Below are 24,990 nucleotides of genomic sequence, written 5' to 3' on the forward strand. Positions count from 1 at the left end.
CCGGTGCGAGCATGGAGTGCAGGGCAAGGGGAGACGATGGAGGACCAGGCGGTCTGCTGCTACCGGCACCCGCAGCGGGAGACCGGCATAAGCTGCGTCCGCTGCGAGCGGCCGATCTGCCCGGAGTGCATGATCAGCGCCTCGGTCGGTTTCCAGTGCCCTGAGTGCGTGCGCGGCGGCGCGCCCGGCCCTTCCGGCGGCCCCGCCCCGGCCGGGCACCCGGTGCGGTCGGCGCGGCCGCGCACGATAGCGGGCGGTGCGCTCACCGCCGATCCGCGGCTGGTCACCAAGATCCTCATCGGCGTCAACGTGGCCGTGTGGTTCGTGGCGCTCGCCCTGGGTGACCGGTTCGTCAACGCCCTCGATCTGGTGGGCCGGGCGTACGACCCGGGCACCACCAGCCTGGTGGGGGTCGCCGAGGGGCAGTGGTACCGGCTGCTCACCGCGGTCTTCCTGCACCAGCAGCCCATCCACATCGCGTTCAACATGCTGTCGCTGTGGTGGCTCGGCGGACCGCTGGAGGCGGCGCTCGGCCGGGCCCGCTATCTCACGCTGTATCTGCTGTCGGGGCTCGGCGGCAGCGCGCTGTCGTATCTGCTCGCCGCGCAGAACCAGCCCTCGCTGGGCGCCTCCGGGGCGATCTTCGGCCTGCTCGGCGCGACGGCGGTCCTGATGCGCCGCCTCAACTACGACATGCGGCCGGTCATCGCGCTGCTGGTGCTGAATCTGCTCTTCACCTTCACCTGGGCCAATATCGCCTGGCAGGCCCATGTGGGCGGGCTGGTCGTCGGCACCGTGGTGGCGTACGGGATGGTCCACGCGCCGCGGGAGCGGCGCGCGCTGGTCCAGCAGGGCACCTGCGCGCTGGCGCTGCTGGTGATCGTCGCGCTGGTGTGGATGCGGACGGTGCAGCTCACCGGCTGACCGTCGGCCGTGCCGTCCCGGTGGAATATCTACAGTGCAGTTGTCCACAGCGAGTGGCCGATCTTGTGCAAACTGTGGAGAACATCAGTGCGGCTCCGAGCTCATCCGCGTTCTCGCAGGCAGGAGCGGGTGTGAACGGTCGAACGGATGTGCTCGGCCGATCACACCGGCGTCAATGCGGCGGAAGTTATCCACAGATCTTCTGAGTTTTCCCCGGCTGTGGATAACTCTGTGGACGACCGGGGTGTGGACGATCGGGCGGCGAAAGCCGGAGAGCCGATCCTACTTCCACTGAGTGGAGACCACGAACCCGGCGGCGATGAAGCCGAAGCCGACCACGATGTTCCAGTTGCCCAGCGACTTGACCGGCATGTCGCCGGTGGTCACATAGAACATCACGATCCAGGCGAGACCGATCAGGAACATGGCCAGCATCAACGGCGCCACCCACCCGCGGCCGCTGCTCAGGCTGATGTTGGCGGCCTGCTTCGCCGGCGGCGGCGTGAAGTCGTCCTTCTTGCGGATCCGTGACTTCGGCACGAGGAACTCTCCTGTCGATGCGCTGCGTGACCGCGCTGGATGGGTACGGACGGCGCCGGTCGGGACGGGGACGGGGGACCACGCCCTTCCCTCGGGGCGTCAGTTAGCGTAGTCCTTCCGCGGCGTCGTAAGGAGTAAGGGTACGTTGAGCAATTCCGCCGGCACCCCCGCCCCGGGCCCTCGACGCCCCTCCTTCCGCCCCGTCCGGCTGCTGACCGCCGGGGTCTTCGCGCTCGCCGGGCTGATCTTCTGGACCAGCTTCGACACCGCCCAGGGCACCAACATCCGCAGCGACGAATCGATGCTGCGGCTGTCCGACCTCATACAGGAGCGCAGCCGCAAGAACCGCGACCTCGACAACAGCGCCGCCCAGCTGCGCTCGCGGGTCGACGCCCTCGCCCGCCGGGACAACGGCGCCACCGACGCCGAGCGCCGCGAGCTCGCGGCGCTGGAGCGGGCCGCGGGCACCGAGAAGCTCACGGGCACGGGGCTCACCGTCACCCTCACCGACGCCCCGCCGAACGCGACGGCGAAGATCCCCGACGTGCCCGACCCGCAGCCCAACGACCTCGTCATCCACCAGCAGGACCTCCAAGCCGTGGTGAACGCGCTGTGGCAGGGCGGCGCCCGGGGGATCAAGGTCATGGACCAGCGGCTGATCTCCACCAGCGCGGTGCGCTGCGTCGGCAACACCCTGATCCTCCAGGGCCAGGTCTACTCCCCGCCGTACACGATCACCGCCGTCGGCGACCGGGGAAAGCTGCGCGCCGCGCTGGCCGCGTCCCCCGCCATCGAGAACTACCGCAGCTACGTCGAGGCGTACGGGCTCGGCTGGAAAGTCGCCCAGCACGACAGCGTGACTCTTCCCGGCTACTCCGGCACAGTGGACCTGCACTACGCCCAGCCCCGGTGAGGCGGGCCCCCGGGAAGGGGGCCCCAGGAACGCGGTGAACGCGGTGAAGGCGGACAGGAGTGCGGCCGATGAGGGTGCGACTGGTCGTCAGAACGCTCAGCGAGGTGTGCCTGACCGTCGGCACCCTGATCGTCCTCTTCGTCGTCTATGTCCTGTACTGGACCGGAGTGCGCGCCGACCGCGCGATGGACGGGGAGATCGACCGGCTGCGGGACCGGTGGGCGACCGGGCCCGTCGCCGGGGCCGCGGCGCCGCGGCGGGAGGCCGAACCGGAGCCGTACCGGGACGGCGAGCCCTTCGCCCTCATGTACATCCCGCGCTTCGGCGCCGACTGGGTCAAGCCGGTCCTCCAGGGCACCGCGGCCGGCACCCTGAAGAAGGGCCTGGGCCACTATCCGAGCACCGCCCGCCCCGGCGCCCGGGGCAACTTCGCCGTCGCCGGGCACCGCCGCACCTACGGCGACCCCTTCAAGGACTTCCCCCGGCTGCGCCCCGGCGACGCCGTGGTGGTGACCGACGGCACCACCTGGTACACGTACCGCATCGACAGGCCGCCCTACCGCACCCTGCCCACCGACGTCGGCGTCATCGACCCGGTGCCGCGCGCCTCCGGGTTCCGGGGACCGGGCCGCTATCTGACCCTCACGACCTGTGAGCCGGAGTGGGGGCACAGCCACCGGCTGATCGCGTGGGCACACCTGGACGCCACCCGTCCGGTGACCGAGGGCAAGCCGGAAGCTTTGCCCGGCTGACCCACCCGGGCAGGTCCCGGCCCCTTACTCTGGTGCTGCAATCGACTTCTTCGTCGTAGTCCGTCGTGAGTAGGGATGGCATGTACGGCTGGATCTGGCGGCATCTGCCGGGTAACGCATGGGTGCGGGCGCTGATTTCGCTCGTGCTGGTGCTGGCGATCGTCTTCGTGCTCTTCCAGTACGTCTTCCCGTGGGCGGAGCCGCTGCTGCCGTTCGGCGACGTGACGGTCGACGAGGGGATGGCGGGCCCCCGGTGAGCGCGCGCGTCCTGGTCGTCGACAACTACGACAGCTTCGTCTTCAACCTGGTCCAGTACCTCTACCAGCTCGGCGCCGAGTGCGAGGTGCTGCGCAACGACGAGGTGGCCCTCGGCCACGCCCAGGACGGCTTCGACGGCGTCCTGCTCTCCCCGGGCCCCGGCACCCCCGAAGAGGCCGGGGTCTGTGTCGACATGGTGCGGCACTGCGCGAGCACCGGTGTGCCCGTCTTCGGCGTCTGCCTGGGGATGCAGTCCATGGCCGTGGCGTACGGAGGGGTCGTCGGGCGCGCCCCCGAGCTGCTGCACGGCAAGACCTCGCTCGTCACGCACGAGGGCGCCGGGGTCTTCAAGGGCCTGCCGTCGCCCTTCACCGCCACCCGCTACCACTCGCTGGCCGTCGAACGGGAGACCGTCCCGGACGAGTTGGAGATCACGGCCTGGACGGACACGGGCATCGCGATGGGGCTGCGCCACCGCCGGCTGCCGGTCGAGGGCGTGCAGTTCCACCCCGAGTCGGTGCTCACCGAGTGGGGCCACCGCATGCTCGCCAACTGGCTGGAGGAGTGCGGCGACGCGGGGGCGGTGGGGCGGTCGGCGGGCCTGGCCCCCGTGGTGGGGGCGGTCGGCGGCAAGGCCGGCGAGTGACCGCACTGCGCCCCGAGCGCGAGGGCGCGGCCCCAGGCGCCCAGGAGCCCGACCCCTACGCGTCGTACGGGCCACGAGAGCCGCACGACGCTCAGGGGGAGACGGACGCGTTCGCGGCGGCCGTGGAGCGGCTGGACGACCCGCTGACCGATCCGCTGCCCAGGCCCGCGCCCGGGCTCACCCCGGGGATCGTGACCGGGCCCCCGGCGCGACCCGGCGCCGGGCCGACCACGGGGCCCATGACGGGGCCGATGACAGGGCCCACGCCAGGGCCTGCCCCAGGGACGATGCCCCGGCCCCTGAGCCGGCCCACGGCGGGTCCCGCGCCCAGGGCCGCGGGAAAGCCCGCCGCCGGGCCTGTGGCGGGACGGAGGGCGGCCTCCGGACGCGGGGCCGCCTCGGCCTCCGAGCGGCCCTCTGACGGCCCCTCCCGGGCCCGCCACCGCCGACCCCCCGCGCCACCCGCCGTGCCCGCGGACCCGGACGCGACGGCGGTCCTGCCGCCGGTGTCCGCCGGGCCCGCCGATCCGGAGGCGACGGCCGTCCTGCCGCCGGTGCCCGCCGGGCCCGCGGACCCGGACGCGACGGCGGTCCTGCCGCCGGTGTCCGCCGGGCCCGCCGATCCGGAGGCGACGGCCGTCCTGCCGCCGGTGCCCGCCGGGCCCGCGGACCCGGACGCGACGGCGGTCCTGCCGCCGGTGTCCGCCGGGCCCGCCGATCCGGAGGCGACGGCCGTCCTGCCGCCGGTGCCCGCGGCCGGAGGCCCGGCGGCGGGGGCTCCGGCGGGGCCTATGGCTGGGCCCGTGCCTGGGGCCGGGCCGGCCGGCGGCCGGCGGGCGGCGAGGGACGACGAGACCGTGGCGCTGCGGGCGGTCCGGGCCGAGCCGGTCCCCCGGCCCGCTCCCGCCGCCCCGGCGGGCGACGACAGCACGGTGCTGCTCCGCAAGGTCGTGGCGGACCCCGCCGGGACGCGGGCCGGTACGGGCCGCATCGCTACGGACGGCATCGGTACGGACCGGAGAAGGCCGGCCGGGAGCGGCCCGGGCGGGGGCGGGGCGGGCGGCGCGGCCGACCCGCAGGGGCCGCCGACGGGGGGCCGGGCCGCCCGCAGACGCGCCGCGCAGGCGGCGGCCAGACGCGGCGGCAGACGGGCCGCCCGCGGCGGGGCGGACGGCGGTGCGGAAGACGCCACCGCGGCCGGGAGCGGAGCGCGGACGGCCACGGCCGCGCCCCGCACCCGTATGGAGGCCAAGCGCGCCGCCCGGGCGCGCAAGGACAGCCCGGCCGTGATCGTGAGCCGCGTCGTCGGCGAGCTGTTCATCACCGTCGGCGTGCTGATGCTGCTCTTCGTGACCTACCAGCTGTGGTGGACGAACATCCGGGCCCATCAGCAGGCGAACGGCGCCGCCAACAGCCTCCAGAAGAAGTGGGACCGGGACGGCGGGAAGCGCGATCCGGGCACCTTCTCGCCCGGCGAGGGGTTCGCGATCCTGTACATCCCCAAGCTGGACGTCAAGGCCCCGATCGCCGAGGGGATCAGCAAGCAGGACGTCCTCGACCACGGCATGGTCGGCCACTATGGCAAGGGCAAGCTGAAGACCGCCATGCCCTGGGACAAGAAGGGCAACTTCGCGCTGGCCGGGCACCGGAACACCCATGGTGAGCCGTTCCGGTACATCAATCACCTCAAGCCCGGCGACAAGATCGTCGTGGAGACGCAGAACGCGTTCTTCACGTACGAGATGACCAGCATCCTGCCGCAGACCTCGCCCTCGAACACCGGCGTGATCGGCCCGGTGCCGCCCGGCTCCGGCTTCACGAAGCCGGGCCGCTACATCACCCTGACGACCTGCACCCCCGAGTTCACCAGCAAGTACCGCATGATCGTCTGGGGGAAGATGGTCGACGAGCGTCCGCGGAACGAGGGCAAGCCGGACGCGTTGGTCCAGTGAGCGAGCACGGCCGGGAAGACCGGGCAGACGGAACGACCGGGAAGACCGGGAAAAGAGGGACGACGCGGTGGCACGGACCGACCAAGACGAGCGGCGGGGCGAGCTGCCCGACGCGGCCTCGGGGCGGCGCCGCCCCCGCCGGGGGCGGATAGCAGCCGCCGTCGGCATCCTGGGCGAGCTGTTGATCACCGCGGGCGTGATCATGGCCCTCTTCGTCGTCTACTCGCTGTGGTGGACGAACGTGCTGGCCGATCGCGAGGCCAAGAAGCAGGGCGACCGGGTGCGCAGGCAGTGGGCGCAGCAGGAGGGGCCCGGCCGGCTCGACACCAAGGACGGCATCGGCTTCCTGCACGTGCCGGCGATGGACAACGGCGAGGTGCTGGTGAAGAAGGGCACCTCGACGGCGACGCTCAACGACGGCGTCGCGGGCTACTACACCAAGCCGGTGAAGTCGGCGATGCCGTGGGACAAGAAGGGCAACGTCACGCTGGCGGCGCACCGGGACGGGCACGGCGCCAAGTTCCACAACATCGACAAGCTGGGCAAGGGCGACGCGATCGTCTTCGAGACCCGGGACACCTGGTACGTCTACAAGGTCTTCGCGGAGCTGCCCGAGACCTCGAAGTACAACGTGGGGGTGCTCAGCCCGGTCCCGAAGGGGTCGGGGAAGAAGAAGGCGGGCCGCTACATCACGCTCTCGACGTGCACTCCGGTCTACACCTCGCTCCACCGCTACATCGTGTGGGGCGAGCTGGTGCGTACGGAGAAGGTCGACGCGGACCGCACCCCGCCCAAGGAGCTGCGCTAACAGCCCGGCTCTGACAGCTCCGGACACGGGGAAGCCCCGGCCGCCCGATTCCCGGGCGCCGGGGCTTCTCGCTGTTCGCGGTGCGGTGTTTGCGGCGCGGCGCGCGCCTTGAGCGCGGCGCGCGCGCCTTACGTGGCGGGTCCGCCGGAGGGACCGCCGAACGGGATGCCGCCGCCCCCGTCGCCGCCGCCGTCGCCACCGCCGCCGTTGTTGCCATGGCCGCTGTCGAAGGTGGTCAGGTTGACGGCCTGGCCCTTGGCCACCTGGCTGCCCTCCTGCGGGTCGACGAACAGCACGGTGGAGTTCTCGTCCTGGGAGCCGGTGATGGCGCCGACGGTGAGGCCGGCTGCCTCGATGGCCTTCCTGGCGTCCTTGAGCTTCTTGCCGCGCAGCTGGGGCACCGCGACGTTCTCCTGCTGGGCGGGGGCCTTGGCGACGGTCAGGGTGACGGTCGAGCCGGGCAGGACCTGCTCGTTGCCCTTGGGGGTCTGGTCGATGACGGTGCCCGCCTCGACGTCGGCGTTCTCCACCTCCGTGCTCTGCACCTTCAGGCCCTTGGCCTCCAGTGCGGCCGTGGCGTCCGCGAGCTTCTGGGTGGTGACGTCCGGAACGGTGACCTTGGACTGCGCCTGGGCGACGGTCAGGGTGATCTCGGTGCCCCGCGGAACCTTCTTGCCGCCCTTGGGGTCCTGGTCGATGACCTTGCCCGCGGTCTGGTCGGATTCCTGGGTGGTCTGGTTGACCTGGAAGCCCTTGGCCTCGAGCTGCTCCTTGGCGCTCTCGTACTGGACGTTGATGACGTCGGGGACCTCGACCTTCTCGGCGGGCTTGGGGCCCTTGGACATGGTCAGCTCGACCTTGCCGCCGCGCTCGATGGCCTCCGGACCCTGCACGCTCTGCTTGCAGACCTGGTCCTTCTTGGCCTCCTCGCAGAAGACGGGGCTGCCGGTCACCTCGACCTTGAAGTTGCCGTTTCTGGCGTATTCCCTGGCCTCGCTGAGCTTCAGGCCGATCATGCGCGGCACATCGACCCGGTCGCCGCCCTTGTCGCCTGTGAAGATCGCCTTGCCGATGAAGATCGCCCCGACCAGCACCAGGATGCCGGCCAGGACCAGGAAGATCGTCGAGAGGTTGCTCTTCTTCTCGGACCCGCGCCTGCGGTCGGGGCGCTCGTCGTAGCCGAAGCCGCCGTCGTCCTCGCGCACCGGGGGGAGCATCGAGGTCGGCGCGCCGACGTCCTGCGACCGCAGCATGGTGGTGGGCTGGTCCTCGCCGCCGTAGCCGACGGCGCCGAGCGCGGCGGTCGCGGCGACCGGCTGGCCCTCGAGGGCGGCCTCGATGTCGGCGCGCATCTCGTCGGCGGACTGGTAGCGGTAGTCCGGGTCCTTGACCAGGGCGCGCAGCACGATCGCGTCCATCTCCGGGGTGATCTCCGGATCGAACGCGCTCGGCGGCTGGGGTTCCTCCCGGACGTGCTGGTAGGCGACGGCCACCGGGGAGTCGCCGATGAACGGCGGGCGCACGGTCAGCAGCTCGTAGAGCAGACAGCCGGTGGAGTAGAGGTCGCTGCGCGCGTCGACGGTCTCGCCCTTGGCCTGCTCCGGGGAGAGGTATTGGGCGGTGCCGATCACGGCGGCGGTCTGGGTCATGGTCATGCCGGCGTCGCCCATGGCCCGGGCGATGCCGAAGTCCATCACCTTGACCTGGCCGGTCCGGGTGAGCATCACGTTGGCCGGCTTGATGTCCCGGTGGACGATGCCGTTGCGGTGCGAGTACTCGAGGGCCTGGAGGATTCCGACGGTCATCTCCAGGGACCGCTCGGGGAGCAGCTTTCTGCCGGAGTGCAGCAGCTCCCGCAGGGTGGATCCGTCGACGTACTCCATCACGATGTACGGGATCGAGACTCCGTCGACGTAGTCCTCGCCGGTGTCGTAGACCGCGACGATCGCGGGATGGTTGAGCGAGGCGGCCGACTGGGCCTCTCGGCGGAACCGGGCCTGGAAGGACGGGTCGCGGGCCAGGTCCACCCGGAGCGTCTTCACGGCGACAGTGCGGCCGAGGCGGGTGTCGTGCGCGAGGTAGACCTCGGCCATGCCACCGCGGCCGAGCACAGAGCCCAGCTCATACCGGCCGCCGAGGCGACGCGGCTCTTCCATAGCTACTCCAGCCCTCTTCCGTCATTCCCGCCCGCACCTGTGGGGGCCCGGCGGTGTGCTGCTCGGGCATACCGTACCCGGGACGCCGCGCCGGACCCGGCCTCGGCCGCCACTTGATACAGGACCGGTACGGCGACGTGCGGGATCGGCGTCAGGACGTGACCGGGGTCACTTCTGGCTGTCGAGCACCGCCTTCATCACGTCCTTGGCGATCGGGGCGGCGAGCCGGCCGCCGGCGATGTCGTCGCGGACGGTGTCGGAGCCCTCCACGACGACCGCGACCGCGACCGGCGAGGAGCCGTCCTTGCCCTTGGCGTAGGAGATGAACCACGCGTAGGGGTTCTTGCTGTTGGCGACGCCGTGCTGGGCGGTGCCGGTCTTGCCGCCGACCGTGACGCCCGGGATCCGGGCGGAGGTACCGGTGCCCTTCTCGACCACCGTCTCCATGATGTCCTGGAGCTTGCTGGCGTTGTCCGAGGAGAGCGGCTGGCTCATCTCCTCGGGCGAGGTCTGCTCGATGACGTTCAGGTTCGGGGCGCGCAGCTTGTCGACCATGTACGGCTTCATGAGCTTGCCGTCGTTGGCGACCGCGGCGGCGACCATGGCCATCTGGAGCGGGGTGGCGCGGGTGTCGAACTGTCCGATGGCGGCCATGGCGTTGGACGACCGCTCCATGTCCTTGGGGTAGACGCTGGCATCGGCGCGGACGGGGGTGAACACCTCTTCGTTGAAGCCGAACTTCTCGGCCTCCTCGCGCATCTTGTCCTCGCGGAGGTCGTCACCGATCTTGCCGAAGACGGTGTTGCAGGAGTAGCGCAGGGCCTCGCGGAGGCTGGCGTTCTCGCAGGGGATGCTCCCCTCGTTCGGCAAGGGCTTGGTGGTGCCCGGCATGATCCACGGCAGCGGCGACTTGGTGGGCTCGTCGACGTTCTTGTACAGGCCGTTCTCCAGCGCGGCGGCCGCGGTGACGACCTTGAAGGTGGAGCCCGGGGGGTAGGTCTGCCGCAGCGCCCGGTTGAGCATCGGGTCGTCCGGGTTGTCCTTCTTCTGGAGGGCCTCCCAGGCGGCCGAGTCCTTGTCGCTCGCGCCGGCGATGGTGGACGGGTCGTAGCTGGGCGTGCTGACGAGCGCCAGGATCTTGCCGGTGCGCGGGTCGATCGCGGCGACGGCGCCCTTCTTGTCACCGAGGCCCTTGAACGCGGCTTCTTGCGCCTTACGGTTCAGGGTGGTGATGACGTCACCGCCTGTCTTCTCCTTGCCGGTGAGCATGTCGATGGTCCGGTTGAAGAAGAGACGGTCGTCGTCGCCGGTGAGGGTGGAGTCCTCGACGCCCTCGAGCAGGTTGGTGCCGTAGACCTGCGAGGCGTAGCCGGTGACCGGCGCCCACATCTCGCCGTTCTTGTAGGTGCGCTTGTACTTGTAGTTGATGCCGTTGGTCTCTTTGGACCCGGTGATCGCCCGGCCGTCGACGATGATGTTGCCGCGCGGCTGGCTGTAGCGGGCGATGTCGACGCGGAGGTTCTTCTTGTGGTTCTTGAGCGAGTCGGCCTGGACGTACTGGATCCAGTTGTCCCTCAGCAGCAGCGCGAAGACGAGGAGGCCGCAGAAGATCGCGATTCGGCGCAGGGGCTTGTTCACGGTCGGACCACCTGGGTCATCTCGGCGTCGGTGGACGGGGCGGGGGCGGGGGCCGGGCGGCGGGCGGTGTCGCTGATCCTGATGAGGATCGCGATGAGCGCCCAGTTCGCGAGCACGGAAGAGCCGCCGTAGGCGACGAACGGCATGGTCATACCGGTCAGCGGGATCAGGCCCATCACACCGCCCGCCACCACGAAGACCTGGATGGCGAAGGCCGCGGACAGGCCGATGGACAGCAGCTTGCCGAACGGGTCCCGGGCGGCGAGGGCGGTGCGCACGCCGCGCTCCACGATCAGGCCGTACAGCAGCAGGATCGCCATGGTGCCGGCCAGGCCCAGCTCCTCGCCCACGGTGGCGAGGATGAAGTCCGAGTTGGCGGCGAAGCCGATGAGGTCGGAGGCGCCCTGGCCGAGGCCGGTGCCGAAGACGCCACCGGAGCCGAAGGACATCAGTGCTTGGGCGATCTGCTCGGTGGTGGCCCAGCTGGGGCGGGGGTCCTGATAGACGGCGAAGGGGTGCAGCCACGCCATCACACGGACCTTGACGTGTGGTTCGAAGGACGCGACGCCGACCGCGCCGGCCGCCGACATCAGCAGACCGAAGACGATCCAGCTGGTGCGCTCGGTGGCGACGTACAGCATGACGACGAACATGCCGAAGAACAGCAGCGACGTGCCCAGGTCGGTCTCGAAGACGAGGATGAGGATGCTCATCGCCCAGACGACGAGGATCGGGCCCAGGTCGCGGCCGCGCGGCAGGTACAGGCCCATGAACCGGCGGCTGGCCAGGGCCAGCGCGTCCCGCTTGACCATCAGGTAGCCGGAGAAGAACACCGCGATGATGATCTTCGCGAACTCGGCGGGCTGGATGGAGAAGCTGCCGACCCTGACCCAGATCCGGGCGCCGAAGACCGGCGGGAAGAAGACCGGGAGGATCAGCAGGATCAGCGCGCCGACCATGGAGATGTAGGTGTAGCGCTGAAGGATCCGGTGGTCCTTGAGGAAGATCAGCACGGCCACGAACAGGGCCACGGCCATCGCCGAGTAGATCAGCTGGTTGGGGGCCGAGGCCGAGTAGACCCGGTGGGCGTTCTTGGCGAGCTGGGCCAGCCGCCGGGACTGGTCGAGCCGCCAGATGAGCACCAGGCCGAGGCCGTTGAGCAGAGTGGCGATCGGCAGCAGCAGCGGGTCGGCGTACGGGGCCCACTTGCGCACCACCAGGTGGCCGACCCCGGCGAGCAGGCCGAGGCCCAGGCCGTAGCTGAGCATGCCCGAGGGCAGCTCGTCGCTGAGGGCCAGGCCCGCGTTGGCGTACGCGAAGACCGGGATGATCACCGCGAAGACCAGCAGCGCCAGCTCGGTGTTGCGCCTGCGCGGCGGGCCGATCGTGCTGATGGTGGTCGTATTGCTGGTACTGCTCATGGATCAACAGCCCCCTACGGCTTCACTGTTGGGTGCTGCTGCACTGCGGGACCAACTTCTGCTCTTCCTCGGAGAGGGTGGGGCCGGGCTTGGGCGTGGGCTTGGACGTGGGCGCCTTCGACGTCTTGCCGCCGCTCGGCGTCTGCGGGGACTGGGTCTGCGGCGACTGGGGCTGCGTCTGCCCCGGCGCCGCGGGCGGCGTGGTGGCCTCGCCCGCGCGCGTGCTGATCTGGTCGTCGGTCTGGGCCTTGCCGCCGGAGGCGCCGCCGGACTTGTTCTTGTCCTTGTTGGTCAGGTCCCGCTGCTTCTCCTCGGCCTGACGCTGCTCGTCGGACTTCTTGCAGGCGCTGGCGAGGACGGCCAGGTCCTTGGTCTTGTTCTTGGCCTGGCCGAGGCTGCTGACCGCGATGGTGTCCTCGACCCGGCTGCGCTGGTCCACGGGGAGGTACTTGAGTTCGATCTCGCGGTGGTCCTCATGGACCTTGTTGAGCTTGATCCAGGCGAGGTCCTGGCTGATGCCCTGGTAGATCGCCACATGGTCGCCGTTGGCGCCCACGTAGTACTGCTTCTGCGTCCAGCGGTAGCCCCCGTAGAGGCCGCCGCCGACCACGGCCAGCCCCAGGGCGATGTACAGCGACCGCTTGACCCACTTGCGGCCGCCCTTCTTGGTGAAGTCGCCGTCCGCGTAGGCCCCGTAGCTTCCCTCCGGCGGGCCGCCGAGCGAGGGGTCGCCGCTTCCCGGCGGGCCGAAGCCGCCCTGGGCGTCACCCTGTGCCGCGCTGCGGTTGCGGCCGAGCTCGGCGGCGCGGCCCGCGGGGGTGTGCGCGGCGCCGCCGTCGCCGAGGGAGGTCTGGTTCTCGGCGACCGCGCCCACGATGACGGGGGTGTCGTTCAGCTGCCCGGCGAGTGTGTCGCCGCCGTCGACGTCGAGCACGTCGGCGACGATGCAGGTGATGTTGTCCGGGCCGCCGCCGCGCAGCGCGAGCTGGATGAGCTCCTGCACGGTCTCGTGCGGGCCGTGGTAGTTGGCGAGGGTGTCCTCGAGCGTCTGGTGGCTGACCACGCCGGACAGGCCGTCGGAGCAGATCAGATAGCGGTCGCCGGCCCGGACCTCGCGGATGGACAGGTCGGGCTCGACGTGGTCGCCGCTGCCCAGGGCGCGCATCAGCAAGGAGCGCTGGGGGTGGGTGCCCGCCTCCTCCTCGGTGATACGGCCCTCGTCGACGAGGCGCTGCACCCAGGTGTGGTCCTGGGTGATCTGGGTGAGCACGCCGTCGCGCAGCAGGTACGCGCGCGAGTCGCCGACGTGGACGAGGCCGAGCCGCTGGCCGGTCCACAGCAGGGCGGTGAGCGTGGTGCCCATGCCCTCCAGCTGGGGGTCCTCCTCGACCATGAGGCGCAGCTGTTCGTTGGCGCGCTGAACGGCGGTGCCCAGGGAGGTCAGGATGTCCGAGCCGGGGACGTCGTCGTCGAGCTGGACAAGGGTGGAGATCACTTCCGAGCTGGCGACCTCGCCGGCGGCCTGGCCGCCCATGCCGTCGGCGATGGCGAGCAGTCGGGGGCCGGCGTAGCCGGAGTCCTCGTTGCCCTCCCGGATCATGCCTTTGTGCGATCCGGCGGCGAAACGCAGTGACAGACTCATGCGCACCTCGCCCGTCGGCTCCGGGTACAGCCCCTTGCCAACCACGCTGCCCACCCTCCGGTCGTCATGGTCGTACTACTTCCGCAGCTCGATGACGGTCTTGCCGATGCGAATCGGCGCGCCCAGCGGAATCGGTGTCGGTGTGGTCAGTCGGGTCCGGTCGAGATACGTGCCGTTGGTGGACCCGAGGTCCTCGACGATCCACTGGCCGTCGCGGTCCGGGTAGATCCTGGCATGCCGGCTGGAGGCGTAGTCGTCGTCCAGCACGATGGTCGAGTCATGGGCGCGGCCCAGGGTGATGGTCTGCCCCTGGAGGGCGACCGTGGTGCCCGCGAGGGTGCCCTCGGAGACGACCAGCTTGGTGGGGGCGCCGCGGCGGCCGCGGCTCGCCGCGCGGCCGGACGGCTGCTGCTGCTGGCGCTGCGGCGGGGGCGCCGCCTGCCGCTGCGGTCGGTCGGGGGCGCCGCGCCGCGCCGAACCGCGCTGGGTCACGCGGGTCCCGAACAGGTCGCTGCGGATGACCTGGACGGCCACGATGACGAACAGCCACAGTACGGCGAGGAAACCCAACCGCATGACCGTGAGGGTCAGCTCTGACATTGCCCCCGCTTCACCCTTCGGCTTGCCGGTAAACGATGGTGGTGCTGCCCACGACGATGCGCGAGCCGTCGCGGAGCGTAGCGCGTGTGGTGTGCTGTCCGTCTACCACGATGCCGTTGGTCGACCCCAGATCCTGGATGGTCGAGGGTGTTCCCACGCGGATCTCGCAGTGCCTGCGCGAGACGCCGGGGTCGTCGATGCGTACGTCGGCGTCGGTGCTGCGGCCCAGGACCAGGGTGGGCCGGGAGATCTGGTGGCGGGTGCCGTTGATCTCGATCCACCGGCGGGTCTGCCCGTAAGGCTGCGCGCCGACGGCGGGGCCGCCCGCGCGGGGAGCGGGGCGGGAGCCGGGCGGGGGCGCGGAGGGCATGGGCGGCGCTCCCGCGGGCTGCGGCGGGTAGCCGTAGCCGCCGGGGCGCTGCTGGGGCGCGGCGGCGGGGCCGCGGGCCTGCGGGTTCTGGGACTCGCTGCCCGCCAGGGTGCGGCTGCGCACGCGGTACAGGCCGGTGTCGAGGTCCTCGGCCTTCTGCAGGTTGACCTTGATGGGGCCCATGAAGGTGTAGCGCTGCTGCTTGGCGTAGTCGCGCACCATGCCCGAGAGCTCATCGCCGAGCTGGCCCGAGTACGGGCTGAGCCGCTCGTAGTCGGGCGCGCTCAGTTCGACGATGAAGTCGTTGGGGACGACGGTCCGGTCGCGGTTCCAGATGCTGGCGTTGTTGTCGCACTCGCGCTGGAGCGCGCCCGCGATCTCGACCGGCTGGACCTCGGACTTGAACACCTTGGCGAAGGTGCCGTTCACGAGACCCTCGAGACGCTGCTCGAAGCGCTTCAGTACTCCCACGGGGCACCTCCTTCCTCAATCGTGCTCAGTGTCGTCCTCGTACTGCTTACTGATCGTATCCACGCGTCGGGAAATCGGGTGGTTCCCCTTCCTGGCCCTGTGGAGCAGTGTCACCTCTCACAGGATCGTAGAGGTGCCTTCATGACAGTGTCCCGCAACCGGGTCGCTATCCGGTCGGGCGGGGGCGTCGGGAACGCGTGTGAATCCACCCTGGACGCCGTGCTAATGTTCTGGATGTCGGAAGGCGCACCGCACAGACCGACCGGGCCGGAGTGATCGGCTCGGAGAGGGCGACGGTGATCCGGTCGGCAGCACCCATGCGCGGGTGGCGGAATAGGCAGACGCGCTGGATTCAGGTTCCAGTGCCCGAAAGGGCGTGGGGGTTCAACTCCCCCCTCGCGCACCAGTCGGAACGGGCCTCTCCTGTGTGACGAAAGTCGCGCCGGAGGGGCCCGTTTCGCATGCGCGCACTGTTTTACGGGTGGCTGCTGTGTGTGCTGTGGGTCACGGTGCTTCGGGTCATGGTGGCGCGGGGCGTGGCGTTGCGGGTGGGCCTCCCCCTGGGCGCGCGTCGGCGCGGTCTCGCGGTTCTCGTGGTCCTCGCGGTGCGTGCGCGGCGGCGTCGGGTGCGGGGGAGGCCCTTGGGGCCCGCCGGGCCGTCGGCCGACGGCGGGCGGGTGGCAGGTGGTGGTGGCCGGCCGCGTCAGGCGGCGAAACGGGCGGCGAGCGTCTTGGCCTTGGCGGCCGCTTCCTCGTGGGCCTTGGCCTTGGAGGCGTCGGAGAGCTCCACCAGGTCGGCCATGGCGGGGTTGGTGCGGGCCATGGTCAGCTCCGGCACGACGAACTCCACGTCGAGGGAGAGCGCTTCGGCCAGTGTCTTCTCCAGGTAGTTGATGACGAACTCGAAGCTCTCACGCGGCGTGCCCGGGCCGTAGCCGCCGCCCCGGCTGGCGACGACGACCGTCGGGGTGCCCGCGATGGTGGACGTCTCGGCCAGCGCGGTACGCCCCGCGATGATCACGTGATCCAGCCAGGCCTTGAGGGACGAGGGGATCGTGAAGTTGTACATCGGGGCGCCGATCACGACCGCGTCGGCCCGCTCCAGCTCGGAGGCCAGGGTGTCCCGCAGGGCGAAGGCGGCGTCGAGCTCCGGTGTGCGCTGGTCGGCCGGGGTGAAGCCCGCCGCGGCGGCGAGGGCGTCCAGGTGCGGCAGGGGGTCGGCGGCCAGGTCGCGGTAGATGACCGTGCCTCCCGGGTGCTGGGCCTCCCACTCCTTGCGGAAGGTGGCCGTGACGGCGCGCGAGGCGGAGGCGTCGGCCGGGAAGAGGGAGCTGTCTATGTGCAGAAGCGTGGGCATGGGGACCTTCCGGTAACGGGGCTCGGTACCGGTCCGCTCGGGGATGAACCGGGCGCCGAGCACAAAGAATTCCTACGTAGCTATGAATAGCACAGGAGCTTACTTTTCCGCAGTGCGGATCCATGGTGGCAGTACGCTGTCTTCCATGGCGGCAGGTGGCGGGCGCGTGGAGCACGATCAGAAGGCGTGCATGAAGGTGGACGGGGGGATGACCCGCGTCTTCGAACTGCTCGGGAAGCGGTGGACGGGGCTCATCGTGGCCGTCCTGACCGAGCGTGCCGCGTACTTCGCCGAGCTGCGGCGGGCCATCCCGAAGATCAGCGAGCGGATGCTGACCGACCGGCTCACCGAGCTGGTGGCGGCCGGGCTGGTCCTGCGGGAGGTCGATCCGGGGCCGCCGCTGCGGGTGACCTACCGGCTGACGGAGAGCGGCAGGGCACTGGAGCCCGCGCTGAACGAGCTGGCCCGGTGGGCGGAGCGGTACATGCCCGAGGACCGGGGGTGCCGCGAGCGGCCGGGGACCGAGCCGCCGGACCCTCTCGCGCTCTGACTGTGGGGACCCTCTGCCTGCTCTGACTGCTGTGGGCCTTCTGCCTGCTCTGCCTGCTCTGACTGCTCTGAGCAGGGTGTTCGTGTCGGCCGGCGGAGTTATCCACAGGCCGTGACGGGTTTTCCCTCCGCGCTGTACGGTCACGTCTGCGACATGTCGGTGCGGGTGCCGGCGGGAAGACGGGGGGCGCGTGATGACGGACGTCGAGAGCGGCGAGCGGACGGTGCGGCGGCTGCCACACGTTCCGGGGTTCGCCAAGTGGCCGGGGGCCGGCAGGGCCCGGCAGGAGGGGAAGGCGCTGCGGGAGCGGGTGCCCCGCTCGTCGCACGGCGAGCTGCCGCCGGTTGCCGGGCGGCCGGACGCGGTGGAGGCGGTCGAGCGGTCCAACGCCGGGCGGCTGCCCGAACTCACACCGATCCGGGTCGGGCGGATGGCCGCTTCCCCCTTCTCCTTCCTGCGCGGGGCGGCCGGACTGATGGCCCATGACCTGGCGGCCACCCCGGTGACCGGCGTCGGCGCCCAGATCTGCGGGGACGCGCACGCCGCCAACTTCGGTCTGTACGGGGACGCGCGCGGCGGCCTGGTCATCGACCTCAACGACTTCGACGAGACCATCCACGGCCCGTGGGAGTGGGACGTCAAGCGGCTGGCCGCCTCGCTGGTGCTGGCCGGGCGGGAGGCGGGCGCGGACGAGGACACCTGCCGGGCGGCCGCCCATGACACGGTGGGCGCCTATCGGCACACGCTGCGGCTGCTGTCGAAGCTGCCCGCCGCCGACGCGTGGAACGCGATCGCCGACGAGGAACTGGTCTCGCACGCGGACGCCAGGGACCTGGCCGGGACGCTGGAGCGGGTCTCGGAGAAGGCCCGGCGGAACACGAGCGCGCGGTTCGCGGCCAGGTCGACCGAGGCCGTGCCGGACGAGCGGAACCCCTCCGGGCGGCCGGTGGCGCGCCGCTTCGTCGACGCGCCGCCGGTGCTGCGGCGGGTGCCGGACGCCGAGGCGGCGGCCGTGGCCACGGCGCTCGGCGGGTATCTGGGCACCCTGCCGGAGGACCGGCTGCCGCTGCTGGCCCGTTACGCGGTGCACGACGTGGCGTTCCGGGTGGTGGGGACCGGCAGCGTGGGGACGCGGTCGTATGTGGTGCTGCTGCTCGACCACCGGGGTGAGCCGCTGGTGCTTCAGGTCAAGGAGGCGCGGCCGTCCGCGCTGCTGCCGCATGTGAAGCGGGCCGGCTTCCCGGCGCCCGCCGTGGCGCACGAGGGGCGGCGGGTGGTGCTCGGCCAGAAGCGGATGCAGGTGGTCAGCGACATCCTGCTGGGCTGGGCCACGGTGGAGGAGCGCCCGTATCAGGTGCGGCAGTTCCGCAACCGCAAGGGGAGCGTGGACCCGGTGGCGCTGCCCGCCGACCAACTGGACGACTACGGGCGGATGACGGGCGCGCTGCTGGCGCGGGCGCATGCGCACAGCGCCGACCCGCGGCTGCTGTCGGGGTACTGCGGAAAGGGGGAGGAGCTCGACGAGGCGGTGGCCGCCTTCGCGGTGGCGTACGCGGACCGCACGGAGGAGGACCACGCGCGGCTTCTGGCCGCCGTGCGGGGCGGGCGGATAGCGGCCGAGTTGGGCGTATGACACCTCCCCGGCCGGGTCGCCGCCGGACGTAGGCTGAGCGGGTGACGAACCCGGAAGCGCAGCGGCAGGCCCGGCAGCCGGTGCCGGACGCCGAGCCCCAGGCCGATCCCCACGCCGAATCCCAGGCCGAACCGCGGGAGCACTCATCCGTGCGGCCCGAGGAGCGATCACAGGCGCCGTCGGAGCCGGCGGACCCGGTGGACGCGGCGGAGCCGGCGGACGCGGCGGCGAGGGAGGCGCGGGCGGCCGAGCGGCTCGAGCGGGCCGTGCTGGCGGCCGAGCAGGCGCTGATCGAGTTCGAGATCGCGGTGGACACCTTCCGCATCGAGGTGGAGAACTTCTCCCGGCTGCACCACCAGCGACTCGGTCCGATGTACTCGCGGCTCGACGAGCTGGACGCGCTGATCGCCGAGGCGGTGGCGGCGCGCACGGGAGACCCCGAGGACATCCGCAGGGCGCGGGAGGCGCGGGGGCTGGTGCTGCCCATGCCGAAGGTGGAGGAGCTTTTCCACGGCTGGCTGGACTCCGACGGGCTGTCGCCCGAGGGGGTCGCCATGCTCACCGAGCAGCCGGTGCAGCCGCCGCCGCGGGTGCGGGCGAGCGAGGAGGCGCGCCGCATCTACCGGGAGCTGGCCCGCAAGGCACACCCGGACCTGGCGGAGGAGGAGGCCGAGCGGGAGCGGCGCGGCGAGTTCATCGTGCGGGTCAACGCGGCGTACGCGGCAGGGGACGAGGAGCGGCTTCGGGCGCTGGCCGAGGAGTGGGCGGCCGGTCCGCCGCCGCCCGAGCGTCGGTGGAGCCGCAGCGAGGAGCTGTACGCCCGGCTGGAGTGGCTGGCCGCCCGCAAGGAGATGCTGGCCGAGGCCGCCGCGGAGCTGGAGTCCAGCGCGATCGGCGCCATGATCAAGATGGCGCCGGAGGACCCCGACGGGCTGCTCGACGAGATCGCCGAGCAGCTGCTGGCCAAGGTCGCGGAGAAGGAGAATGAGCTGGCGGAGCTGGTGCGGTAGTAGGTTTCCCTCAGCTGCCGTTGTGATGTGAGAGGTGTGTGTGATGGGTTTTGCCCCGCTTCCCGAGGTGGAGGCCGCGGCGGTGCCGGCGGATGGGTTCCTGCTGGATGTGCGGGAGGACGACGAGTGGGCCGCGGGGCACGCCGAGGGCGCCCTGCACATCCCCATGGGACAGATCGTGGCCCGGTTCGGCGAGCTGACCGAGGCGCTGGACGACGGCGTGCGGGTGCATGTGGTGTGCCGGGTCGGCGGGCGGTCCGCGCAGGTGACGCAGTATCTGATCGCCCAGGGCGTGGACGCGGTGAATGTGGACGGCGGCATGCTCGCCTGGCAGGCGGCGGGCCGCCCGCTGGTGAGCGGCCAGGGCTCCCCGGCCGACGGGGCCTTCGTCCTCTAGCCGTCCGCCTGCCAGATGCTCGTCGTCTGGCTGCCTGTCCTCTGGCTGATTGTCCTCTGACCGCCCGCCTCTTGGCCGCCCGCCTCTGGCCGTTCGTTCCCTAGCCGAGGGGGTGGGCGGCGAGGAGGTCGCCCAGCGCCTCCTCATGTGCGGCGGCGGGGCCGAGGGACAGCTCGAGCTGTTTGGCCCAGGCGTGGTAGCGGTGCAGGGGGTAGTCGGTCGCGGCGCCGAAGCCGCCGTGCAGATGCTGTGCGGTCTGGACGACACGGCGCACCCCCTCGGCGGCCCAGATCTTGGCCACCGCGATGTCCCCCGCGACGGGCAGCGCCCCGGGCGCGGCCGGTGCGCCCGCGCCGTCCGTGGCCAGGCGCCAGGCGGCCTGCCAGAGTGTGGCCTCCATCGCGCGCAGGTCGATATAGCGGTCGGCGGCCTGGACGGCGACCGCCTGGAAGGTGGCGAGGGGGAAGCCGAACTGCTCGCGCTTGCTGGTGTAGGAGCTGGTCAGGGCGAGCACCGCCTCGCCTAGGCCCAGGGCGAGTGCGCAGGTGCCGCAGGTCAGCAGGGAGCGCAGCCACTCCCAGGCGCCGTCCGCGGTGAGGACCGCGGAGGAGTCGAGCCGCACGGCCTCCAGACGGATCTCGGCGAGCCGCTCGCCGCTGGTGGAGATCTGCGGCGCGAGGGTGACGCCCGGGTGGTCGCGGGGGACGAGCGCGAGGAGGGTCCGGCCCGCGCCGGTGTGGGCGGGGACGAGGACGCGGTCGGCGCTGTGCGCCCAGGGCACGGCGGTCTGAGTGCCCTCCAGGACCCAGGCGCCGTCGTGGCCGCCGTCGTGGCCGTCGCTGTCCTGCCGCGCCTGGACGGCGAGTTCGGCAGCGTCGTGGCCGGTGCGGCCGTGGGGCGCGACGGTCAGCACCAGCTCGCCGCGGCCGGCGGCGGGCAGTACGGCGGCGCGCAGCTCCTCGCCGCCGTACCGCTGGACGGCCAGCGCGGCCGCGGTGGACTCCAGCAGCGGCACCCGGGCCAGGACCCGGCCGGCCTCGCGCAGGACCAGGCACAGGGCGATGGGGTCGAGGCCGGCCCCGCCGTAGCGGGGGTCCAGGAGGAGGCCGAGCAGATCGGCGTCGGCCGCCTTGCCCCACAGTCGGCGGTCGAGGTCGTCGGCGACGGCGCCGGGCGTGAGCGCCGGGCTGGGCACCCCGTCGGGTGGAGCGGAGGAGAACACCGCCTTGGCCGCCTCGGCGGCCGCCTGCTGCTCCTCGGTGAAGGTGAAGTCCACTGTCCGTCCTCCCGCGCCATGGCCTGGTCTGACGGCCCGTCAAGATAGAACAGGTTCTACAAGAAGGGAACGCCCACGGGACGGCGGTTCAGCGGTCGAAGTCCAGCTCCACGCGCTCGTCGACCGGGTGGGACTGACAGGCCAGCACATAACCGGCCGCCACCTCCTCGGGCTCCAAGGCGAAGTTCCGGTCCATCCGCACCTCGCCCGAGACCAGGAACGCCCGGCAGGTGCCGCAGACCCCGCCCTTGCAGGCGTACGGCGCGTCCGGGCGGTTGCGCTCCACCGCGTCCAGCAGCGATTCGCCCTCGCGCACCGGCCAGGTGCCCGACCGGCCGTCCAGGGTCGCCGTCACCGTGCCGCGGGAGGGGCCGGCGGGGCCCGGGCCCGATGGGGCGCTCTCGCCCTCCCCGGCGTCCACATGGAAGATCTCCTGATGGACGCGGCCGCGGGCGACCCCGAGCGCGCGCAGCGCCCGCTCGGCGCCGCGCACCATGCCGTAGGGCCCGCACAGGAACCAGCCGTCCACCGACCGCACCGGCAGCAGGGCGGGCAGCAGCCCGGTCAGCCGCTCCTCGTCGAGCCGCCCGGAGAGCGGGCCGGCCTGCCGCTCCTCGCGGGAGAGGACGCTCACCAGCTGGAACCGGCCGGGCCAGCGGTCCTTCAGGTCGGCGACCTCTTCGAGGAACATCGTGGAGGCGGTGGTGCGGTCACCGCGGATTAGACAGAAGCGGGCGTCCGGCTCGCGGGCGAGCAGGGTGGCGGCGATGGACAGGACGGGGGTGATGCCGCTGCCGCCGACCACGGCGGCGAAGTGGCCGGGCCTGGGCTCCAGCACGAACCGGCCGGCCGGGGCCATCACCTCCATGACCTCGCCGACCGCCAGCTCCTTGAGGGCGTAGGTGGAGAACTCGCCGCCCTCGACCAGCCGCACCCCGACCCGCAGGACCGTGGGCCCCCCGGGCTCCAGGGCGGGGGTGCAGATCGAGTACGTCCGCCGTATCTGGGCGCCGTCGGCGAACCGGCGCACCGCGATGTGCTGCCCCGGTGAGAAGCGGAAGGTCTCGCGCAGCGCGGGCGGGACCCGGAGGGTGACGGCGACCGAGTCGTCGGTGAGCCGGTCGACCGCGATCACCCGCAGGGGATGGAAGGCGCCGTGGCGGGGCACGGGCGCCGCCACGCCTTCGGCGGCCATCACAACTCCTTGAAGTGGTCGAAGGGTTCGCGGCAGGCCTCGCAGCGGCGCAGCGCCTTGCAGGCGGTGGAGGAGAAGCGACTGAGCAGCTTGGTGTCGGTCGAGCCGCAGTGGGGGCAGCGCACCGCCAGGTCGACGGCGACCGGCCCGCCCGCGCCACGGGGGCCGGGTGGCGCGATGCCGGACTCGGCCAGCTTGCGGCGGCCCTCCGCGCTGATCGCGTCCGTCGTCCAGGGCGGGGAGAGGACGGTGCGGACCGTCACGTCCGGGATGCCCTGGTCGTGCAGCACCCGCTCGACGTCCGCGGCCATGGACTCCAGCGCGGGGCAGCCGGTGTAGGTGGGGGTCAGCTCGACCTCGACCCGGCCGGGCGCCATGACCCGCAGCGCGCGGAGCACGCCGAGCTCGGCCAGGGTCACCATGGGCAGCTCCGGGTCCGGCACGGCTCCCGCCAGCTCGCGCAGCCGGGTCTCCAGCGGGGTCGCGGGCGCGGGGGTCACCATGACGCCCCCGGGTGGCTGCGGTGGAGATGCTGCATCTCGGCCAGCATCCGGCCGAACGGCTCGGTGTGGAGGCCCTGCCGGCCGGCGCCGGCCGCCCAGGCACCGCGCCGCGGGCCCTCGGGCACGGTCAGGGTGGCCCGGTGCAGGGCGGACGTCACCCGCGCCAGCCACTCCTCGCCCAGGGCGGCCCAGTCCACCTCGCACCCCTCGATCGGCTCGAACAGCTCGCCGGTGTACCCCCACAGCGCCTCCAGGCCGCGCCGCATCCGCTTATGGCTCTCGGGGGTGCCGTCGCCCAGCCGCAGGGTCCAGTGCTCGGCGTGGTCGCGGTGGTAGGCGACCTCCTTGACCGCCTTGGCGGCCAGGGGGGCGAAGGGACTGTCGCCGCGGGCCAGCCGGTCGTAGAGCAGCTCCTGGTAGGTGGAGAAGTACAGCTGGCGGGCGATGGTGTGCGCGAAGTCACCGTTGGGCTGCTCGACGAGCTGACAATTGCGGAAGGCCCGCTCCTCCCGCAGATAGGCCAGTTCGTCCTCGTCGCCCACCAGCGAGAGCAGCACGCGCGCCTGTCCGAGCAGGTCGAGCGCGATGTTGGCCAGGGCGACTTCTTCCTCCAGCACGGGGGCGTGTCCGGCCCACTCCCCCAGCCGGTGGGAGAGCACCAGGGCGTCGTCGCCGAGGGCGAGCGCGGCGGTCACAGGTGCCGCACCCCCTCCGGGATCTCGTAGAAGGTCGGATGGCGGTAGGGCTTGTCGGCGGCCGGCTCGAAGAACGGGTCCTTCTCGTCGGGCGAGGAGGCGGTGATCCGGTCGGAGGGGACGACCCAGATGGAGACGCCTTCCGAGCGGCGGGTGTACAGATCGCGGGCGCTGCGCAGGGCCATCTCGGCGTCCGGCGCGTGGAGGCTGCCGGCGTGGGTGTGGGAGAGGCCGCGCCGGCCGCGGACGAACACCTCCCACAGGGGCCACTCACCGCTTGTGTCACCGCTCATGCCTCGGCCTTTCCGTGCTTGGCCGCATACGCCGCGGCCGCCTCGCGCACCCAGGCGCCTTCCTCATGGGCCCGCCGCCGCTGGGACATGCGCTGGGCGTTGCACGGCCCGTTTCCCCGGAGCACCTCGCGGAACTCCTCCCAGTCGATGGGGCCGAAGTCGTAGTGGCCCCGGTCCTCGTTCCACTTCAGGTCGGGGTCGGGGAGGGTGAGGCCGAGCGCCTCGGCCTGGGGGACGCAGATGTCGACGAAGCGCTGGCGCAGCTCGTCGTTGGAATGGCGCTTGATCTTCCAGGCCATGGACTGGGCGGAGTGTGCGGATGCGTCGTCGGGCGGGCCGAACATCATCAGCGAGGGCCACCACCAGCGGTCCACGGCGTCCTGGGCCATGGCGTGCTGGGCCGGTGTGCCCCGGCTCAGGGTCAGCAGCAGCTCGTATCCCTGGCGCTGGTGGAAGGACTCCTCCTTGCAGATCCGGACCATCGCCCGCGCGTAAGGACCGTAGGAGCAGCGGCACAGCGGCACTTGGTTGGTGATCGCCGCGCCGTCCACCAGCCAGCCGATGGCGCCGACATCGGCCCAGGTCAGGGTGGGGTAGTTGAAGATCGAGGAGTACTTCTGGCGGCCGGAGTGGAGCTTGTCGAGCAGCTCTTCGCGGCTGGTGCCCAGGGTCTCGGCGGCGCTGTAGAGATACAGGCCGTGTCCCGCCTCGTCCTGGACCTTGGCCATGAGGATGGCCTTGCGGCGCAGCGAGGGGGCGCGCGTGATCCAGTTGGCCTCCGGCTGCATGCCGATGATCTCGGAGTGGGCGTGCTGGGCCATCTGCCGGATCAGTGAGGCGCGGTATGCGTCGGGCAGCCAGTCGCGGGGCTCGATGCGCTCGTCCGCGGCCAGAGCGGCGTCGAACACCGTCTGGTACGCCTCCGGGTCAGCCGCCGTCGTCGTCATACGAAGCCCCTCCGCCGTCCCGCCGGGCCACCCCGGCCCGACC

The 24,990-nt window shown here is 71.8% G+C and carries 25 protein-coding genes and 1 tRNA gene; 12 read left to right on the forward strand and 14 right to left on the reverse strand.

Translation table 11 applies throughout. From position 1 onward, the window contains the following. Window positions 1–36: 36 nt before the first annotated feature. Window positions 37–924: a rhomboid family intramembrane serine protease gene (locus tag BBH68_RS13390; RefSeq protein ID WP_065962046.1), complete on the forward strand. Its 888-nt coding sequence runs from the start codon at window positions 37–39 to the stop codon at window positions 922–924. A 282-nt stretch (window positions 925–1,206) separates the two neighbouring features. On the opposite strand, the gene crgA is transcribed toward BBH68_RS13390, so the two are convergent. Further along, window positions 1,207–1,464, reverse strand: coding sequence for a cell division protein CrgA (crgA, locus tag BBH68_RS13395; RefSeq protein WP_065962048.1), 258 nt, complete (start codon window positions 1,462–1,464; stop codon window positions 1,207–1,209). A gap of 145 nt (window positions 1,465–1,609) precedes the next feature. Here crgA and BBH68_RS13400 point away from each other — a divergent pair, with 145 nt between their 5' ends. The 6 genes from BBH68_RS13400 (at window position 1,610) to BBH68_RS13420 (ending at window position 6,793) form a co-directional block, all read left to right on the forward strand. Then, the gene (locus BBH68_RS13400; RefSeq protein WP_065962050.1) at window positions 1,610–2,377 is read left to right on the forward strand and encodes a DUF881 domain-containing protein; all 768 of its coding nucleotides are present in this window, start codon (window positions 1,610–1,612) and stop codon (window positions 2,375–2,377) included. A gap of 68 nt (window positions 2,378–2,445) precedes the next feature. Next, window positions 2,446–3,129 carry a class E sortase gene (locus BBH68_RS13405; RefSeq protein ID WP_065962053.1) on the forward strand — a complete coding sequence of 228 codons (684 nt, stop codon included), beginning with the start codon at window positions 2,446–2,448 and terminating at the stop codon, window positions 3,127–3,129. 80 nt (window positions 3,130–3,209) lie between these two features. After that, window positions 3,210–3,386, forward strand: a complete 177-nt coding sequence (locus tag BBH68_RS41945) for a hypothetical protein (protein ID WP_014177986.1) — start codon at window positions 3,210–3,212, stop codon at window positions 3,384–3,386. Continuing rightward, the gene (locus BBH68_RS13410) at window positions 3,383–4,033 is read left to right on the forward strand and encodes an aminodeoxychorismate/anthranilate synthase component II (RefSeq protein ID WP_065962055.1); all 651 of its coding nucleotides are present in this window, start codon (window positions 3,383–3,385) and stop codon (window positions 4,031–4,033) included. Before BBH68_RS41945 ends, BBH68_RS13410 begins: the two co-directional genes overlap by 4 nt. Window positions 4,034–4,587: 554 nt before the next feature. Continuing rightward, window positions 4,588–5,985: a class E sortase gene (locus BBH68_RS13415; protein WP_425428813.1), complete on the forward strand. Its 1,398-nt coding sequence runs from the start codon at window positions 4,588–4,590 to the stop codon at window positions 5,983–5,985. A 67-nt stretch (window positions 5,986–6,052) separates the two neighbouring features. After that, entirely contained in the window at window positions 6,053–6,793 is a 741-nt protein-coding gene (locus BBH68_RS13420; protein ID WP_076970910.1) for a class E sortase, read from the forward strand. Window positions 6,794–6,921: 128 nt separating this feature from the next. On the opposite strand, the gene pknB is transcribed toward BBH68_RS13420, so the two are convergent. The 6 genes from pknB to BBH68_RS13450 form a co-directional block, all read right to left on the reverse strand. After that, window positions 6,922–8,949, reverse strand: a complete 2,028-nt coding sequence (gene pknB, locus BBH68_RS13425; RefSeq protein ID WP_065962058.1) for a Stk1 family PASTA domain-containing Ser/Thr kinase — start codon at window positions 8,947–8,949, stop codon at window positions 6,922–6,924. A gap of 168 nt (window positions 8,950–9,117) precedes the next feature. Beyond that, complete coding sequence (locus BBH68_RS13430) at window positions 9,118–10,587, reverse strand: penicillin-binding transpeptidase domain-containing protein (RefSeq protein ID WP_065962060.1); 1,470 nt, start codon at window positions 10,585–10,587, stop codon at window positions 9,118–9,120. Beyond that, window positions 10,584–12,008, reverse strand: a complete 1,425-nt coding sequence (locus BBH68_RS13435) for an FtsW/RodA/SpoVE family cell cycle protein (protein ID WP_065962061.1) — start codon at window positions 12,006–12,008, stop codon at window positions 10,584–10,586. The genes BBH68_RS13430 and BBH68_RS13435 overlap by 4 nt, the downstream gene beginning before the upstream one ends. A gap of 22 nt (window positions 12,009–12,030) precedes the next feature. Beyond that, entirely contained in the window at window positions 12,031–13,650 is a 1,620-nt protein-coding gene (locus BBH68_RS13440) for a PP2C family protein-serine/threonine phosphatase (RefSeq protein WP_065962128.1), read from the reverse strand. 75 nt (window positions 13,651–13,725) lie between these two features. Further along, window positions 13,726–14,250, reverse strand: coding sequence for an FHA domain-containing protein FhaB/FipA (locus BBH68_RS13445; RefSeq protein ID WP_065962065.1), 525 nt, complete (start codon window positions 14,248–14,250; stop codon window positions 13,726–13,728). 10 nt (window positions 14,251–14,260) lie between these two features. After that, complete coding sequence (locus BBH68_RS13450; RefSeq protein WP_065962066.1) at window positions 14,261–15,091, reverse strand: FHA domain-containing protein; 831 nt, start codon at window positions 15,089–15,091, stop codon at window positions 14,261–14,263. Window positions 15,092–15,410: 319 nt separating this feature from the next. Here BBH68_RS13450 and BBH68_RS13455 point away from each other — a divergent pair. Further along, window positions 15,411–15,497, forward strand: a tRNA-Leu gene (locus tag BBH68_RS13455). A 297-nt stretch (window positions 15,498–15,794) separates the two neighbouring features. Here BBH68_RS13455 and BBH68_RS13460 read toward each other — a convergent pair. After that, a complete protein-coding gene (locus tag BBH68_RS13460; RefSeq protein ID WP_065962129.1) occupies window positions 15,795–16,448 on the reverse strand; it encodes an FMN-dependent NADH-azoreductase in 654 nt (217 codons plus the stop codon). 145 nt (window positions 16,449–16,593) lie between these two features. Here BBH68_RS13460 and BBH68_RS13465 point away from each other — a divergent pair, with 145 nt between their 5' ends. From BBH68_RS13465 to BBH68_RS13480, 4 genes are all read left to right on the forward strand, one after another. Continuing rightward, complete coding sequence (locus BBH68_RS13465; RefSeq protein WP_065962069.1) at window positions 16,594–16,998, forward strand: winged helix-turn-helix transcriptional regulator; 405 nt, start codon at window positions 16,594–16,596, stop codon at window positions 16,996–16,998. Window positions 16,999–17,191: 193 nt separating this feature from the next. Then, window positions 17,192–18,631 (forward strand): DUF2252 domain-containing protein, encoded by a 1,440-nt coding sequence (locus tag BBH68_RS13470; protein ID WP_065962071.1) that lies wholly within the window; start codon window positions 17,192–17,194, stop codon window positions 18,629–18,631. A 197-nt stretch (window positions 18,632–18,828) separates the two neighbouring features. After that, complete coding sequence (locus BBH68_RS13475) at window positions 18,829–19,641, forward strand: hypothetical protein (protein ID WP_065962131.1); 813 nt, start codon at window positions 18,829–18,831, stop codon at window positions 19,639–19,641. Window positions 19,642–19,684: 43 nt separating this feature from the next. Beyond that, window positions 19,685–20,038 (forward strand): rhodanese-like domain-containing protein, encoded by a 354-nt coding sequence (locus BBH68_RS13480; RefSeq protein WP_065962074.1) that lies wholly within the window; start codon window positions 19,685–19,687, stop codon window positions 20,036–20,038. Between the two features lie 100 nt (window positions 20,039–20,138). Here BBH68_RS13480 and BBH68_RS13485 read toward each other — a convergent pair whose 3' ends face one another. From BBH68_RS13485 to paaA, 6 genes are all read right to left on the reverse strand, one after another. Next, window positions 20,139–21,314, reverse strand: a complete 1,176-nt coding sequence (locus BBH68_RS13485; protein ID WP_065962076.1) for an acyl-CoA dehydrogenase family protein — start codon at window positions 21,312–21,314, stop codon at window positions 20,139–20,141. Window positions 21,315–21,402: 88 nt separating this feature from the next. After that, on the reverse strand, window positions 21,403–22,509 hold the full coding sequence (locus BBH68_RS13490) for a 2Fe-2S iron-sulfur cluster-binding protein (protein WP_065962077.1): 1,107 nt from the start codon (window positions 22,507–22,509) through the stop codon (window positions 21,403–21,405). Then, a complete protein-coding gene (gene paaD / locus BBH68_RS13495; protein WP_065962081.1) occupies window positions 22,509–23,012 on the reverse strand; it encodes a 1,2-phenylacetyl-CoA epoxidase subunit PaaD in 504 nt (167 codons plus the stop codon). Before paaD ends, BBH68_RS13490 begins: the two co-directional genes overlap by 1 nt. Next, window positions 23,006–23,707, reverse strand: a complete 702-nt coding sequence (gene paaC / locus BBH68_RS13500) for a 1,2-phenylacetyl-CoA epoxidase subunit PaaC (protein WP_065962083.1) — start codon at window positions 23,705–23,707, stop codon at window positions 23,006–23,008. Before paaC ends, paaD begins: the two co-directional genes overlap by 7 nt. After that, on the reverse strand, window positions 23,704–24,000 hold the full coding sequence (gene paaB / locus BBH68_RS13505; RefSeq protein WP_065962085.1) for a 1,2-phenylacetyl-CoA epoxidase subunit PaaB: 297 nt from the start codon (window positions 23,998–24,000) through the stop codon (window positions 23,704–23,706). The genes paaC and paaB overlap by 4 nt, the downstream gene beginning before the upstream one ends. Then, entirely contained in the window at window positions 23,997–24,947 is a 951-nt protein-coding gene (paaA, locus tag BBH68_RS13510) for a 1,2-phenylacetyl-CoA epoxidase subunit PaaA (protein ID WP_065962086.1), read from the reverse strand. Before paaA ends, paaB begins: the two co-directional genes overlap by 4 nt. Window positions 24,948–24,990: the final 43 nt, after the last annotated feature.

The organism is Streptomyces sparsogenes (assembly GCF_001704635.1).
Classification (GTDB): Bacteria; Actinomycetota; Actinomycetes; order Streptomycetales; family Streptomycetaceae; genus Streptomyces; species Streptomyces sparsogenes.